Raw genomic sequence first — 14,841 nt, forward strand, 5'->3', positions numbered from 1 at the left:
TTTGGCATGCAGGCCCGTTCTTCGCCATGCAGTCGTGTCATTTAGGCCGGAAACAGCCACTGTGCCGGATGGTCGGCGCTCGCCGAAATCCAGCCGATGACGTACAGGGCGAAAGCCGCCGCGACAAGCCCGTCCACCCTGTCCATGACACCGCCATGGCCTGGGATCAGCGCACCGGAATCCTTAGCACCGTGGCGGCGCTTGACCCAGGATTCGAAAAGATCGCCGGCCTGGGAGATGACCGACAAAGCAAGCGCAACAACGCCCAAGATACCGAGGTTGCCGGCACCTGCGACGGTCGCAAGAAGCAGGCCGGCGACCACGCCGCCGATGGCGCCTCCCAGTGCTCCGCTCTGCGTCTTGCCCGGCGAAATCGACGGCGCCAGTTTCGGCCCACCGACGGCGCGGCCAACGAAGTAGGCAAAGATGTCGGTTGCCCAGACCACCGCGAACAGGAACAGGATCGCGACCAGGCCGGAACGGTCGCCATCGCGGAGCAGTGCCAGCGACAGGCCGGAAAGCGCCGCATAGGCAATGCCGGCCGCATCCCATTGCGCGGCTCCGCGCATTTGTGCACTGAGCGCCGCGGCCACAACCAGTGCGGCGACAAGGGCAAGCAGCCAGGAGGCCGGCAGGCCGGCAATCAGCGCGCCGACGAAAACCAGAAGCAGCGCTTCGGGCAGGAAGCCGAGGCCCGCGCCGGCGGATGGCCGCGCAATGCGCGACCATTCATAGAAGATGGCGGCCGCGATCGCCGCACAGAGCAAACGGAAGGGTAATCCGCCGAACCAGGTCAGGCCAAGGGTGATGACTGCCAGCACCAAGGCCGAGACGACCCGCAGCTGGAGGTTGCTCATATGAGCGCCGGTCACGAAGCCACGTCTTGGGCGGCAAGGCCGCCAAAACGGCGTTCGCGGCTGGCAAAATCGCGCAGCGCGTCGGCCAGGTGCTCGCGGCTGAAGTCTGGCCAGTAGCAGGGCAGGAAGACCAGTTCGCTATAGGCCGCCTGCCAAAGAAGGAAGTTCGACAGCCTGAGTTCGCCGCTGGTGCGGATGACCAGCTCCGGATCGGGGATGCCTTCGGTATCGAGAGAACCGGCAAACATGTCGGCGGTGATCGCCTCGCTGTCGATTTCGCCGCGCGCGGCTGCTGCGGCGAGCTTGCGTGCCGCGCGCACGATCTCGTCGCGTCCGCCGTAGTTGAAGGCGATGACCAGGGTCAGCGCTTCATTGCCCGCGGTCAGCGATTCGGCTTCCTGGAGCAGACCCCTGATATCGGGCTGCAGCCCTGCCCTGTCGCCGACGATTCGCACCCGCACGCCGTTCTGGTGCAGTTCGGCGAGGTCGCGGCGGATGAACAGCTTCAAAAGGCCCATCAGGTCGCTGACTTCGGATTTCGGCCGCGACCAGTTTTCCGACGAGAAGGCGTAGACGGTCAGGAAGGAGATGCCGAGGCCGGGAGCGGCGCGCACCGTCTTGCGCAGCGCCTCGACACCGGCGCGATGGCCGGCAAGCCGCGGCATGCCGCGCGCCTTGGCCCAGCGTCCGTTTCCGTCCATGATGATCGCGACATGCGCGGGCGTTGCCATAGTCTCGCTTTCGGGCCGGTGAAAGACCGACCCTAAACCTGCATGATTTCAGCTTCCTTATCGGAAAGCAGGTGGTCGATAGTGCTGATCATCTCGTCGGTCAGCTTCTGGACCTGATCGGAGCGCTTGCGATGATCGTCCTCGCTGATGTCGCCGTCCTTTTCGGCCTTCTTCAAGAAATCCATCCCGTCGCGGCGGACATGGCGCACGGCGACACGGGCGTTCTCGGCATAGCCATGCGAGATCTTGACCAACTCCTTGCGGCGCTGCTCGTTGAGCTCAGGCAGCGGTATCCTCAGATTGGTGCCGTCGACGATCGGGTTGAAGCCGAGATTGGATTCGCGGATGGCGCGATCGACAGCGCCGACCATGGCCTTGTCCCAGACAGAAACCGAAATCATGCGCGGCTCCGGCACGGACACGTTCGCCACCTGGTTGATCGGCATGGCGGTGCCATAGGCCTGGACCTGGATGGCATCTAGCAGGTTGCTGGAGGCGCGGCCGGTGCGCAACGAAGCGAGATCATGCCGGAATGCGGCAATCGCCCCATCCATGCGCCGCTTGAGGTCGTCGAACTCACCACTCATCTTCATCTCCTCGACCCGTTAGCCGGGTTCACTGCTTGTGTTCGAGCCTTGTTTCGAAAAAAACCGGTGCCCAGGTTTTCGAAACCGCTCCGGATCAATCGTCCGCAACGACTGTACAACGGCCGCCGCCCCTCAGAATATCGCCAAAACCACCCTTCTCGTGGATCGAATAGACGATTATCGGAATGTTGTTTTCCCGCGCAAGTGCAATCGCGGCCGTATCCATGATGGAAAGGCCTTTGTTGATGACTTCGGCATGGCTGATGCGCTCGAAGCGCGTCGCATTCGGGTCTTTCTTGGGATCGGCCGAGTAGACGCCGTCAACCTGGGTGCCCTTGAACAGCGCATCTGCGCCGATTTCGGCGGCGCGAAGGGCAGCGGCCGAATCGGTGGTGAAGAACGGGTTGCCGGTGCCGCCGGCAAAGATCACCACCTTGCCCTGGTTCATGTAGGCGGTCGCCTGGCGTTGCGAGAAGCTCTCACAGAGTTCGGGCATGGCGATGGCCGACAGCACCACCGCGTCGACGCCAATCTTGATCAGTGAGGTGCGCAGCGCCAGCGAGTTGATGACGGTGGCGAGCATGCCCATGTGGTCGCCGGTGACGCGGTCGCCGCCTTTCGATGCAACCGCGACGCCGCGAAAGATGTTGCCGCCGCCGATGACCACACCCACTTCGATGCCCAGCGCACGGGCTTCCGCGATGTCGGCGGCGATGCGGTCGACAACCGAGACGTCGATGCCAAAATGCTGTTCGCCCATCAGCGCTTCGCCCGACGCTTTCAACAAGACACGTCGGTAGAGGGGCTTCGCCGTCATCTGGTCCTCGTCATTTTGCGTGTGAAGCGCCTGGGGTGGCAGGCCGCGCAGGCGCCGCGCTCCTAACACCGGCGCAATGCCGAGTTCCGATACACGAAGGGCGCCGCGATGTCACGCGGCGCCCTTTGGCAATTTCCCGGCTGTTTGGTCGCGGCCGGTCAGCTGCTGGTGACGCTGACGGCCTCACCTTCGATAAGCACCTGTGACGCATAGCCGGCAGGCTTGTCGCCGGTCGCGGCACCGCCGGTAACCCGCGCCTGTATCTCGGAACCGAAATACGAGTAGGGAAATGGTGCCGGCGATCTGCTGACCGAATCCAGCCTCTGGCGAAGGTCGGCGGGGATCGAGAAGTCCAGCGCACCGAGATTGTCCTGCAACTGGCCGAGCTTCGTAGCCCCGAGAATGACGGAGGCGACGCCCGGCTGCGTCGCCACCCAGTTGAGTGCAACCTGGGGCATGCTGCGGCCGAGTTCGGCAGCGACCTTTTCGAGTTCGGTCACGATCTTCCAGTTGCGCTCCGTGAATTTCTGGAACCCCGGATGGGTGGTGTTGCGGAAACCATCGAGCCGCCCGGCATTTCCGGCCCGGGTCGGTCGGTACTTGCCGCTTAGCAGGCCGCCGGCCAGCGGACTCCAGACCATGATGCCGGCGCCGTGACGCGTGCCGAAGGGTACGAATTCGTGCTCGATGGTGCGCTCGGCGAGCGAGTATTCGAGCTGCAGGGCCGAAACCGGGTCGTAGCCGCGCAATTCGGCGATCGCCTGTGCCCGGCCCGCATACCACGCCGGCACGTCGGAAAGGCCGATATGACGCACCTTGCCGGCGCGCACGAGGTCATCCAGCGTGCGCATGACCTCCTCGGCCGGCGTCAGCCTGTCCCAGATATGCAGCAGATAAAGGTCGATATAGTCGGTTCCGAGCCGCTTCAGCGAAGCGTCGATGGCACGCATAATGTTCTTGCGACCATTGCCGCCGGCATTCGGATTGCCGGGCTGCGTATTCATGGTGAATTTGGTGGCGATCACCGCCTTGTCGCGTAAGCTCCGCTCGGCGACGAACTCGCCGAGCCAGGTCTCGGCGGTGCCGCCTGTGTAGAGATCGGCGGTGTCGAAGAAATTGCCACCGCCTCGACATAGGCGTCGAACATGGCGCGGGCAGTTTCCTTGTCCGCCCCCCAGCCCAGTACGGTGCCGAAGGTCATCGTGCCCAGCGCCAGCCGGCTTACCCGCAGGCCGCTGTTGCCGAGATTGTAGTAGTTCATTGTCATGACGTCATCCTTTCCTGATCTTGACGGTGCCGGCGCTCAATGGCCTGGAGTGGCCTTGACCAAGGGGTTGCCGCGCTCATGCGTCATGCGGAAGGTGAAGCCGTCGACTTTCCAGCCCGCGCTGGAGCGGACCAGATGGTGCTCGTAGGTGCCCCAGACTTCCCAGAGCGGATCGCCATTGCCTTCCATCCGGTTCCAGGCATAGCCGTTCGACAGAACTATAGCGCTCTCGCCGTCGATGGCGACCTGGTGGTTGGTGCGCAGGTGCAGGCTTGTCTTGCTGCCCTTCAGATTCGCCGCCCATGTCCCGATCAGGTCGTCCGAGGCGATGGTGGCCGCAGGCTGTCCGGAAAGGCTGCTGAAATCGGCGGTGACGCGGTCGGCAAAATAGCTGCGCGCAAGCTTCCAGTCCTGCGCGTCGACGGCGCGGTCGATGGCATCTGCGATGCGGATGACGGCGCGTTCGTCGGCGAGCGCCCGCCACTCCAATGGCTCGGCTCCACCGGCATCGACTGGCGCCAGCGCAATACCTGCTGCGAAGGTGACGTTTCTCAACGCGTTCATAGCTCTTCTCCTTGTGTCAGCCCGCCGCCGATGTGTTGAGGGCAATGTGGGGCAATGCGTTGGCATCGAGAAGATTGCATTGTTCGCAAGGACTATGCGATACTATTCATGAATGGACCGGGACCTGCTCAGCCATCTGCCTGTCGTCGTCGCCGTTGCCCGGCGCGGCGGCTTTGCGCTCGCCGCGGCCGAACTCGGCATGAGCCCCTCGGCGGTCAGCCATGCGGTGCGTCTCGTTGAGGAGCGGATCGGCCAACCTTTGTTCGCGCGCACGACGCGCAGCGTTTCGCTGACGGAAGCTGGCAAGGCGCTGGTCGAGACGGCGGCCCCTGCCCTCCAGGATATCGCCGAGCGGATGGATCGCATCCGCGGCATCAAGGGACGCCCGGCAGGCCAGCTCAGGATCAACGCCTCCAACATCGCCATCCCCCTGGCGGTGACGCCTGTGGTTGCCGCGATGGCGGAGCGCTATCCGGACGTGACGGTCGAGATAGTCGCCGACCAGGGGCTCGTCGATATCGTCGGAGAAGGGTTCGACGCCGGCATCAGGCTCGGCGAGATGATCGCGCAGGACATGGTCACGGTCCGGCTTACGCGGCCGTTCAGCGCCGTCATGGTTGCCACTCCGGCCTATATCGGGCGGCATAGTCGTCCGCGCGATGTGGCCGATCTGGCGAACCACAATTGCATCGGCTACCGGCTCGTCCGCAGCGGCGCGCTCTATCGCTGGGATCTGGCGGAGGACGGCAAAGACGTTTCCGTGGAAACGCGCGGCACTGCAATCGTCACGGATTCACTTGCCGCGATCGATCTCGCGCTGGCCGGAATCGGCATTGCCTATGTCTTCGAGCCGCTGGTGCGCGCACACGTCGCCGCCGGCAGCCTCGTGCAAATCCTGCCGCAATCGGCGATCGAGGAACCCGGCCTTTCCTCTACTTCCCGCGCCGTGCGTCGATGGCGCCGAAGCTCAGGGCCTTCATCGACACCGCAAAGAAATCGGCCGGGCATCCTCGCGGACGCCCGGCCGTGCTGCCTGAGCAGAGAAACCCGTCTTCGGGTTATTTCTTGACCGCCGCGGCGACTTCCGCCGCGAAATCGGTCTCTTCCTTCTCGATGCCTTCGCCGAGCGCGAAGCGCAGATAGGCCGTGATCTTGGCCGGCGCTCCGATCTCCTTCTCGGCATCCTTCAGCGCCTTCTCGACGGTGATGTCGGGATTGATCACGAAGGCCTGCTTCAAAAGAACGACCTCTTCGTAGAACTTGCGCAGACGGCCTTCGACCATCTTCTCGATGATCGCTTCCGGCTTGCCGGACTGGCGCGCCTGGTCGGAGAAGATCGCCTTCTCACGCTCGACCGCCGCCGGATCGATCTGCTCGGCCGTCAGCGCCATCGGGTTAGTGGCGGCGACATGCATGGCAACCTGGCGGGCAAAAGCGTTGGCCGCCTGCTCGTTTCCGGTGGTCTCGATGGCAACCAGCACGCCGAGCTTGCCAAGGCCGTCGGCAACCGCGTTGTGGACATAGGTGGCGACGACGCCGTGCTCGACGGTGAGCTTGGCCGAGCGGCGGAAGCCCATGTTCTCGCCGATGGTGCCAACCGCGTCCTTGATGGTGTCGGTGACCGACTTGTCCGAGCCCGGATATTTGGCCGCTGCGACCACATCGGTCTTGCCGCCATAGGCGAGCGCGACCTTGGCGACGTTGGCGACGATCTCCTGGAAAGCGGCATTGCGGGCGACGAAGTCGGTCTCGGAATTGACCTCGACGACCGCGGCCTCGCGGACGCCGGAATCAACACCGATCAGCCCCTCGGCGGCGGTGCGGCCGGCCTTCTTGTCGGCCTTGGAGATGCCCTTCTTGCGCAGCCAGTCGACGGCCTCTTCCATGTTGCCGTTGGTTTCGTTCAACGCCGCCTTGCAGTCCATCATGCCCGCGCCGGTCAAGTCGCGGAGTTCTTTGACCTGTGCAGCCGAAATGCTCATTGTCGCCTCTTTGTTTCAAATGCGCCGACGCACCATCGATTCCCGATGATGCGCCCGACACCAGCGCTTAACGCGCCAACATATTGGAAAGATGAAGGCCGCAACCGGCCTTCGCTATTAGGCTTCCGGGCTCTCGGCGGCCGGGGTCGGATCGAGCGCCGGCTCGACCGGAGCCTCGACCGAGGCACCGATGTCGACGCCGAGCGCGCCCTGCTGGCGAGCGATGCCGTCGATCGCAGCCTTGGCGATCAGGTCGCAATAGAGCTGGATGGCGCGGGCCGCGTCGTCATTGCCGGGGATCGGGAAGTCGATCTTGTCCGGATCGCAGTTCGAATCGATGATGGCGACGACCGGAATGCCGAGGCGCTTGGCCTCGAGGATGGCGATCGCTTCCTTGTTGGTGTCGATGACGAACATCAGGTCCGGGGTCGAGCCCATGTCCTTGATACCGCCCAGCGCCTTGTCGAGCTTCTCGCGCTCGCGGTCGAGGTTGAGGCGCTCCTTCTTGGTGAGGCCCTGGGCCTCGCCGGCCAGCAGCTCATCGAGCTTGCGCAGGCGCTGGATGGAGTTCGAGATCGTCTTCCAGTTGGTCAGCATGCCGCCGAGCCAACGCGAATTGACGTAGTACTGCGCCGAACGCTGCGCGGCATCGGCAACGATGTCGGACGCCTGGCGCTTGGTGCCGACGAACAGCACGCGGCCGCCCTTGGCGACGGTGTCGGACACCTGCTTCAGCGCCTGGTGCAGCAAAGGCACCGTCTGCGACAGGTCGATGATGTGGATGTTGTTACGGGCGCCGTAGATGTAAGGCGCCATCTTCGGGTTCCAGCGGTGGGTCTGGTGGCCGAAGTGAATGCCAGCTTCCAAAAGCTGGCGCATGCTGAAATCAGGCAGAGCCATTCTTAGTTCCTTTCCGGTTAGCCTCCACGGACACAGGCATTTTTGGACTTATGTCCTCGAACGCCACCGGAGGTTTCAGCCGGATTTCTCCCGGGCAGACACCAAAGTCCGTGTGTGGAATGAGCGGCCATATAGAGGGGATGCGCGACAAACGCAAGCGCTGCGCCGTCTTATGGCTCAGCGTGCGGCGATCAGCGCACCGGTGCCGATCATGGCGCTGCCGGCAAACCTGTTCATCAGGCGCATGCGGCCCGGCGTCCTGAACCAGCCGGAAGCCCTTCCGGCCAGAGCGGCATAGACACCCATGGTGACGATGTTGACGCTGATCACGACGGCAATCACCAGCACTCCGTCGGCGAAGGTCATCGTATCGAGGTCGAGGATCAGCGGCATGATGGAAGCGTGGAACAGGATCGCCTTCGGATTGCCCAGGGCGATGGACGCACCGAGGAAAAACGATCGGGCCAGCCTTGGCTGCGCCGCAGTTGGCCCATCGGATTGCGCGGCTGCCGACCGCCACATCCTGATGCCAAGGAACACCAGATAGGCGGCACCTGCATATTTCAGGGCGAGAAACACCCATTCGAAGGTCTTCGCCAGCGCCACAAGGCCGAGCAGCGCCAGGATCACCAGCACCGCGTCGCCGGCGGCAATGCCGACGCCGGCCATGAAGGCGCGAACGAAGCCGCGCGAGACGCCGTTGGTGATGACCGCAAACATCGCCGGACCGGGCGTTGCCGCCGCAAGCGTGATCGCGGCGCAGTAAGCCAGAAATGCCGTCAATGTCATGGGCGTCTCTTCCCGTTCGGCACTCGCACCCGCCGGAAGATCGCGACGATCTCCTCGCGGCTGCATTCGATGGCGCCGAGCCGCACCGCGCGGTCGCGCTCGAAGCCGGTTATGTCATAATGCGGCGCCGATGTCCTGGGTGGTCCTTGATAGGATGAACGCTTGACGCCGAGCGCGGCCGCAAAGCGATGCAGTTCGTCGGTATCGTCGGCCATCAGATGGCACCAGCGATGGCCGGCCCATTTCCAGATTGCCGCATCGACATAGACCGCCATGAGGCTTGCCGCACTCCCGATTTCTCTCTGGCAGCCATGCGATTAGCCCGGCGTCCAACCTCAGCGATGATAGAAGGGATTCGGATAGGAAATGAAGCCGCCACTTGCGTCGAGACCGGCCACGATACCGCTGATGGCTTCCTGCATACGCGACCGCAATTCGTCGAGCGCCTCGTCGACCGAGCCTTCAAAGGTATGCAAGCCCAGCGGTTCCGGCACGCGGATGTGGGCGCGGCGCGGTCCGGCCGGCTGCGGAATGAAGCGGTTGAGCGTATCGCGCAGTCCACCCTTGCAATAGTCGTTGCGGATGCGCTTCAGATGCTCGGCGATCTCCTCCTGCGTGACCGTCGGACTGACTGACGCCCAAGGCCCGACCCGCTGCAGGCGCTGGATCGTCTCGGTAAGCGCGCGGACCTTTTTCGATCTCTCGGCGTCACCGGCGTTTTCACGCAGCCAGCGGCGTGACAGGCGCAGCAGTTCGATGATGTCGCCGAGGGCGCTGTCGGCCGAAATGACCTCGCCGAGCCGGTGGCTAAGTTCGACCAGCAACGCCTTTTGCAGCACGTCGTATGGGACCCGCCGGTCGGACACCATGCCCGAGGCGGCCACGTCGCGCGACAACAGCGTCGAATAGATATGGTGGACACGCTCCGGCAGCGTATCGGCGGAGCGGCGGTCGATCCCCAGCCTGCGCTCGACATAGGTGCATTCCTTTGCCAGCCCCGGCTCGACATTGCCGGTGAAGGCGAGCTTCCAGACCACCGGCGCGACCCAGACCTTGAAATCGGCAGCCGTGGCGGGGCCGCGCTTCAGCGCCTCGAGCCCCATCTCGACGGCACCCGGAAGCAGCGGCGCGACGACATTGCCGTGCCAGCCGACGCTGCCTTCCGGGTGCAGGAGCACGCCGTGCCCCTGCAGCGCCCAGCCGACCGAGTGTTCCCTGGCCGCTGCGCTGTTGCCGGGGATCTGGGCGATCAGATTGTTGGCCAGCCAGAATTTCTGCATCGGCCGGCCGAGCCCGTTGACGACCCCATGCGTGGCCCAGGAGGCGGCGAGCGGGCTGACCTGCGAGACGATCTCCTTGTCGATCATCCAATCGGTGAAGAACTCGGGATGGTTGGGGGTGATGAAGGTCGCCTTGCCGGCGCCGCAGCAGGCCTTCAGGCGCTCCCGGTCAGCGTCGGGAAAGTCGATGTGGCGGACATTGGCGACGCCGCGCAGCCCGGCCAGCCGGTTGAACGGCAAGAGATCGCGAAACCCCGGCACGCCGCGCAGCATGACGATCCGGTTGAAGACCGTCATGACCCTGATCAGCGCCGGATTGGGCCGCGGCGCCACGAACACGTCGATCCTGCTCAAGCTGCACTCCCCCCGAATATGCTTGAAGGGAAAGCTGGGGCCTGATTGCGGCGCGTTCAAGTCGGTCGCCGGGTCGTGGTTAACTCAAAGCGGGGTGGCGCTACTTCGCCGGACAGGGCTTCGACTGGTCGAACAGGGACAGGTTGACCAGCTTGCCGGTCATCGAGAACTCGCCATAGTCCATGGTGAGATCGCGGGTGATGCCGTTCTCGTGCAGCTTGAAGCTGATCCGGTATTCCGGCACCTCTTCGCCGGTCTTGTCGGTGTCGTCGAAATAGGCGATGTCGACCGGCCAGTATTTGTCGCCGGCAAGCTTGGCCAGCGCCGGCGCTTCCGGGTCGGCCTTGTCGCCGTCGGCCTTCTTGCCGACGATGACGGTGGTGGTCATCACCTTGTTGGCGTCTTCCGAGCCGTCGAAGAGATTGGTTTCGTAGAAATTTTCGCCCTTTTCCGCCTTGCCGATCAGCTCGACCAGATGCTGCGTCGGAAACTGGGTGGCGGCGAGCTCCAGGCTGTTCTTCTCGGGCTTGTCGATATCGACCTTGAGGCCCTTGGCCTCCTTGGTCGCGGTGCCCTTGACCTCCTTGTCGAGGTTTTGGTCGACGAAGGATTTGGTGACGAAGGAGAACGTCTTGCCCTCGGCATCCTCGAAGGTGGTCGTCTGCTGGTCGGTCAGCCTGGTGTTGTCGTTGGTGACGATCTGGGTGACGAAGCGGAACTTGACCGTATAGCCCTCGCAGGGCGAACCATTGAACTCATAGACCATGCGGCCCGATATGCCGGTGATTCCCGAGCGATCGGAGGCCTTGCTCAAGGTGAGATCGTAGACGGCGCGATGCGCCTGCAGGGCCGGCACGGCAAAGGCTGGAGCCATCGAGAAGAGCGTTGGCAGCAGGACGGCGTGGAAGGCAAGGCGCGTTGCGCGCATATGGTGCTCCGATCGTCGCGGCTGATGGCAGGCCGCAGGGAAAGATGGTCCAGCTTAAAAAAAGTCATGGCGGAAGCGAGGCAAAAATAGCAATTTCGGCCCGGCTAACGCGGCGCCTTCCAGCAATAGGGAAAACCAATGAGTGAAACAATCGAAAAGCGGCTAAGTGATCTCGGCGTGACGATTCCTGCCGCCGCCGCGCCCGCCGCCAACTACGTGCCCTATTGCCGAACCGGCAACATGCTGTTCACCGCCGGGCAATTGCCGCTCAAGGACGGCAAGCTGCAGGCGAGCGGCCTGCTGGGCCGCGACGTCGACACGGCAGCCGGCCAGGAAGGCGCAAAATACTGCGCGATCAACATTTTGGCGCAGGCCAAGGCGGCGCTCGGCGATCTCGAGAAAATCCGCCGCGTGGTGAAGATCACCGTCTTCGTCGCATCGGCGCCGGGTTTCGTCGAGCAGCATCTGGTCGCCAATGGCGCTTCCGATTTTCTGGTCGCAGCACTTGGCGAGCGCGGCAAGCATGCCCGCTCCGCCGTCGGCACCGCCTCGCTGCCGCTTAATGCCGCAGTGGAAATCGAAGCGATCTTCGAAGTCGAATAGAGCAGGCGCAATCATGACTGATCTTTCCTGGCTGACGGCCCGCCCCGTCGCGCATCGCGGCTTCCACGACATGAACAAGGCGCGTTGGGAAAACACGCTGTCGGCCTTCGCCGCCGCCACCGAGCGCGGCTATGCGATCGAATGCGACGTCCACCTGTCGTCGGACCGTATCCCCGTCGTCATCCATGACGGCGACCTCAAGCGGCTGACCGGCCAGGACGGTTTCGTCTGGCAGCGAACGGCGGCAGAGCTGACGACGCTGAAGGTCGGCGGCACATCGGATCACGTGCCGACGCTGCAGCAGGCGCTCGATCTGGTCGACGGCCGCGTGCCGATGGTCGTCGAACTGAAGGGCGTTCCCGGTCACGACCAGGGCCTGGTGGAGAGCGTCGGCAAGATGCTCAGGCGCTACAGGGGCAAGGCCGCGATCATGTCGTTCGACCACTGGTTGATCCGCGACTTTCCGAAACATGCGGCCGGCATCCCCGGCGGACTGACAGCCTATGGCAAGGACAACCAGCTGATCGAAGCACATTTCTCAATGCTGGCGCATGACATCGCCTTCACCTCCTATGCGGCGGGCGACCTGCCGAACCCGTTCGTCAGTTTCGTGCGCGAGCGGTTGAAAATGCCTGTAATCACCTGGACCGTGCATGACCAACCGGCGGTCGACCTGACCTTCAGATACGCCGACCAGATGACGTTCGAAGGTTTTGAACCCGATCTCGTAAAGGTGGCGTGATCCAGGCTTGCACGGCCCCATAGGGAGCTTAAATAAGCCTCATGGATCAGGGTGACGACGGCGATGGGCAAACGGCGAATGGGGAGTTTTCGATCCGTGTCGCCGCCGGCATCGGCGCCTTCACCTGCGATGAGTGGAACGGCTTTGCCGGCACCACGAGCGGCGATGCAGAAAATGGCTACAACCCTCTCGTTTCATACGCTTTTCTGAGCGCGCTCGAGGATTCCGGCTGCGCCGTGCGGCGCACCGGCTGGCAGGGCCATCACCTCAGGCTGGAGAGCGCGCAAGGCAGGCTGCTCGGGGCCGTGCCCTGCTATCTGAAATCGCACAGCCAGGGCGAATATGTCTTCGACCATGGCTGGTCGGATGCTTTCGCGCGCGCCGGCGGGCGCTACTATCCGAAGCTGCAAAGTGCTGTGCCGTTCACGCCGGTCACAGGTCCTCGCCTGCTGGTCGGCAAGGGTGAAGACGAAGATACGGTGAAGGCCGGCCTTGCCGCTGGTCTCAAGATGGTGACCGACAAGCTCGGCGTGTCCTCCGCGCATGTCACCTTCGCCAGCGAGAGCGATGTCGCGACGCTGGAGGCGGCAGGTTTCCTGCACCGCACCGACCAGCAGTTCCATTTTTTCAATGAAGGCTTTTCGAACTACGACGACTTTCTCGCCACGCTCGCCTCGCGCAAGCGCAAGGCGATGAAGAAGGAGCGGCGCGAGGCGCTCGCCGACGGCATTTCGATCGACTGGCTGACCGGCAAGGACCTAACCGAAAAGGCCTGGGACGAGTTTTTCGCCTTCTACATGGACACCGGCAGCAGGAAATGGGGCCGGCCGTACCTTAACCGCGAATTCTTCTCGATGATCGGCGAGCGGATGGCCGACGACATCCTGCTGGTGATGGCCAAACGCAATGGACGCTACATCGCCGGCGCCATCAACTTCATCGGCTCCGATGCGCTCTACGGGCGCAACTGGGGCTGCATCGAGGACCACCCGTTCCTGCATTTCGAGGTCTGCTACCACCAGGCGATCGACTTCGCCATCGAGCACAAGCTGAAGGTGGTCGAGGCCGGCGCGCAAGGTGAGCACAAGCTGGCGCGCGGCTATCGTCCGGTGACCATGCATTCGGCGCACTACATCGCGCACCCCGGCCTGCGCAACGCGGTGGCTGACTATCTCAGGCGGGAACGCCGCGAAGTCGAGCGGATGGGCGAATATCTTGAGGACCACACGCCATTCCGCAAGGACCTGGCGGAATAGCTGAAGCCTGGTCGGCGTCGCCTTGCCGCGCGATGGCCGCTAAACGGGCTGGACAATTATCTGGAGGGCACGCCATGGCCGAAGCCACCTACGATCCCGGCAACATCTTCGCGAAAATCCTGCGCGGCGAAATCCCGTCGCATCGCGTCTATGAAGATGACGCCGTTGTCGCCTTCATGGATGTGATGCCGCAAGGGACCGGTCATACGCTGGTGGTGCCAAGGGCGCCGTCGCGCAATCTGATCGACGCCGATCCGGCGACATTCGGTCCGCTTTTTGCGGTTGTGCAGAAGGTTGCGCTGGCGGTCAAAAAAGCCTTCACCGCCGATGGCGTCACCATCCTGCAGTTCAACGAACCGGCATCGGGACAGAGCGTCTATCACCTGCATGTGCACGTCATTCCGCGCTTCGACGGCATTCCGTTGAAGCCGCACTCCGGACAGATGGAGAAGCCGGAGGTGCTGGTGGAGAACGCCGAAAAGATACGGGCCGCGCTGGGAAGCTAAGCCGGCCGCAACCGAAGTTCAGCTAGCCGGCGATTGCGCCAGTCTCTGAAAGGCGGTCGGCTGCGTGCCCAGCTGTTGCAGGATTGCCTGTGCACACCGTGCCGGGCTGAGCTGCGACGTATCGACCTCCAGATCGTAGAGGCCTGGCTTGTGGACCGCCTCCTGCCAGAGGCGGACCGGCAGCGGTGCCGGATCATCACGCGATCCCGTCACATAGCCCTCCGCGGAAGTCTGCGCGCGCCTTTCAAGGATCACCTCGATCGGGCAGCGAACTCCGACGAAAAGCGCCGGCAGGCCGGCGAGCCGCCGGGCGCAATCGGCAAGTATGTTGAGCGGCTTCGAATAGGCGTCGTGGTGACCGACATCGGCGACGACATTCAGTCCCGCCCGGCTATGGGCGGCAATCGATTCATAGAGTGCGGCGTAGAATTGGGGTAGGTAGATTTCAAGATCGGGACGCTCTCCCCCGGGACGCAGGCCGATGCCGGGACGATAGCTTGGCGGGGTGATCCGTGCATAAACGTCGACGCCCAGATTCATCCAGGCGCCGTCGAACGTCTCCTGGATCACCTGGACAATGCTCGACTTTCCCGATCGCGGCGCGCCGTTCAGCACGATGATTTGCCCGAGCTCCACGCGGCATCCTCCTACCACGAAAAAAGCCCCGTTTCCGGGGCT

At 63.5% G+C, this 14,841-nt stretch carries 15 protein-coding genes and 3 pseudogenes; 5 read left to right on the forward strand and 13 right to left on the reverse strand.

What is annotated here, in order from left to right:
• Positions 1-41 precede the first annotated feature (41 nt).
• From ACFX5Q_RS07950 to ACFX5Q_RS07975, 6 genes and pseudogenes are all read right to left on the reverse strand, one after another.
• Positions 42-857 carry a phosphatidate cytidylyltransferase gene (locus ACFX5Q_RS07950; protein WP_404276786.1) on the reverse strand — a complete coding sequence of 272 codons (816 nt, stop codon included), beginning with the start codon at positions 855-857 and terminating at the stop codon, positions 42-44.
• A gap of 11 nt (positions 858-868) precedes the next feature.
• Positions 869-1,600, reverse strand: a pseudogene (locus ACFX5Q_RS07955) (isoprenyl transferase); the annotation flags it as partial.
• A gap of 20 nt (positions 1,601-1,620) precedes the next feature.
• A complete protein-coding gene (frr, locus tag ACFX5Q_RS07960) occupies positions 1,621-2,175 on the reverse strand; it encodes a ribosome recycling factor (RefSeq protein WP_006205169.1) in 555 nt (184 codons plus the stop codon).
• A 94-nt stretch (positions 2,176-2,269) separates the two neighbouring features.
• Positions 2,270-2,992, reverse strand: coding sequence for a UMP kinase (gene pyrH, locus ACFX5Q_RS07965; protein WP_192178764.1), 723 nt, complete (start codon positions 2,990-2,992; stop codon positions 2,270-2,272).
• A gap of 158 nt (positions 2,993-3,150) precedes the next feature.
• Positions 3,151-4,259: pseudogene (locus ACFX5Q_RS07970) on the reverse strand (aldo/keto reductase).
• Between the two features lie 36 nt (positions 4,260-4,295).
• Positions 4,296-4,823 (reverse strand): nuclear transport factor 2 family protein, encoded by a 528-nt coding sequence (locus ACFX5Q_RS07975; protein WP_404276789.1) that lies wholly within the window; start codon positions 4,821-4,823, stop codon positions 4,296-4,298.
• A 112-nt stretch (positions 4,824-4,935) separates the two neighbouring features.
• On the opposite strand from ACFX5Q_RS07975, the pseudogene ACFX5Q_RS07980 reads away from it, so the two are divergent.
• Positions 4,936-5,860, forward strand: a pseudogene (locus tag ACFX5Q_RS07980) (LysR family transcriptional regulator).
• Positions 5,861-5,881: 21 nt separating this feature from the next.
• Here the strand turns inward: ACFX5Q_RS07980 and tsf are convergent.
• The 6 genes from tsf to ACFX5Q_RS08010 all read right to left on the reverse strand — a co-directional run bounded on the left by tsf (position 5,882) and on the right by ACFX5Q_RS08010 (position 11,056).
• A complete protein-coding gene (tsf, locus tag ACFX5Q_RS07985; RefSeq protein WP_404276791.1) occupies positions 5,882-6,805 on the reverse strand; it encodes a translation elongation factor Ts in 924 nt (307 codons plus the stop codon).
• 117 nt (positions 6,806-6,922) lie between these two features.
• A complete protein-coding gene (gene rpsB / locus ACFX5Q_RS07990) occupies positions 6,923-7,705 on the reverse strand; it encodes a 30S ribosomal protein S2 (RefSeq protein ID WP_404276793.1) in 783 nt (260 codons plus the stop codon).
• Positions 7,706-7,882: 177 nt separating this feature from the next.
• Positions 7,883-8,494, reverse strand: coding sequence for a LysE family translocator (locus ACFX5Q_RS07995; protein WP_404276794.1), 612 nt, complete (start codon positions 8,492-8,494; stop codon positions 7,883-7,885).
• Positions 8,491-8,769, reverse strand: coding sequence for a DUF4031 domain-containing protein (locus ACFX5Q_RS08000; protein ID WP_006205160.1), 279 nt, complete (start codon positions 8,767-8,769; stop codon positions 8,491-8,493). The genes ACFX5Q_RS07995 and ACFX5Q_RS08000 overlap by 4 nt, the downstream gene beginning before the upstream one ends.
• Before the next feature lie 60 nt (positions 8,770-8,829).
• Complete coding sequence (locus ACFX5Q_RS08005; RefSeq protein ID WP_404276796.1) at positions 8,830-10,128, reverse strand: hypothetical protein; 1,299 nt, start codon at positions 10,126-10,128, stop codon at positions 8,830-8,832.
• A 100-nt stretch (positions 10,129-10,228) separates the two neighbouring features.
• Positions 10,229-11,056 carry a cell envelope integrity EipB family protein gene (locus ACFX5Q_RS08010; RefSeq protein ID WP_192178773.1) on the reverse strand — a complete coding sequence of 276 codons (828 nt, stop codon included), beginning with the start codon at positions 11,054-11,056 and terminating at the stop codon, positions 10,229-10,231.
• 138 nt (positions 11,057-11,194) lie between these two features.
• Between ACFX5Q_RS08010 and ACFX5Q_RS08015 the strand changes: the two genes are divergently transcribed.
• The 4 genes from ACFX5Q_RS08015 (at position 11,195) to ACFX5Q_RS08030 (ending at position 14,163) form a co-directional block, all read left to right on the forward strand.
• A complete protein-coding gene (locus ACFX5Q_RS08015) occupies positions 11,195-11,659 on the forward strand; it encodes a RidA family protein (RefSeq protein WP_404276799.1) in 465 nt (154 codons plus the stop codon).
• A gap of 13 nt (positions 11,660-11,672) precedes the next feature.
• Entirely contained in the window at positions 11,673-12,401 is a 729-nt protein-coding gene (locus tag ACFX5Q_RS08020) for a glycerophosphodiester phosphodiesterase (protein ID WP_404276801.1), read from the forward strand.
• 41 nt (positions 12,402-12,442) lie between these two features.
• On the forward strand, positions 12,443-13,657 hold the full coding sequence (locus ACFX5Q_RS08025; RefSeq protein ID WP_404276803.1) for a GNAT family N-acetyltransferase: 1,215 nt from the start codon (positions 12,443-12,445) through the stop codon (positions 13,655-13,657).
• A gap of 74 nt (positions 13,658-13,731) precedes the next feature.
• Positions 13,732-14,163, forward strand: coding sequence for an HIT family protein (locus ACFX5Q_RS08030; protein ID WP_404276805.1), 432 nt, complete (start codon positions 13,732-13,734; stop codon positions 14,161-14,163).
• A gap of 18 nt (positions 14,164-14,181) precedes the next feature.
• Here ACFX5Q_RS08030 and ACFX5Q_RS08035 read toward each other — a convergent pair whose 3' ends face one another.
• Positions 14,182-14,817: a chloramphenicol phosphotransferase CPT family protein gene (locus ACFX5Q_RS08035; protein WP_404276807.1), complete on the reverse strand. Its 636-nt coding sequence runs from the start codon at positions 14,815-14,817 to the stop codon at positions 14,182-14,184.
• Positions 14,818-14,841 lie beyond the last annotated feature (24 nt).

Origin of the sequence: Mesorhizobium sp. IMUNJ 23033, from assembly GCF_044778005.1 — a bacterium.
Classification (GTDB): domain Bacteria; phylum Pseudomonadota; class Alphaproteobacteria; order Rhizobiales; family Rhizobiaceae; genus Mesorhizobium; species Mesorhizobium amorphae_A.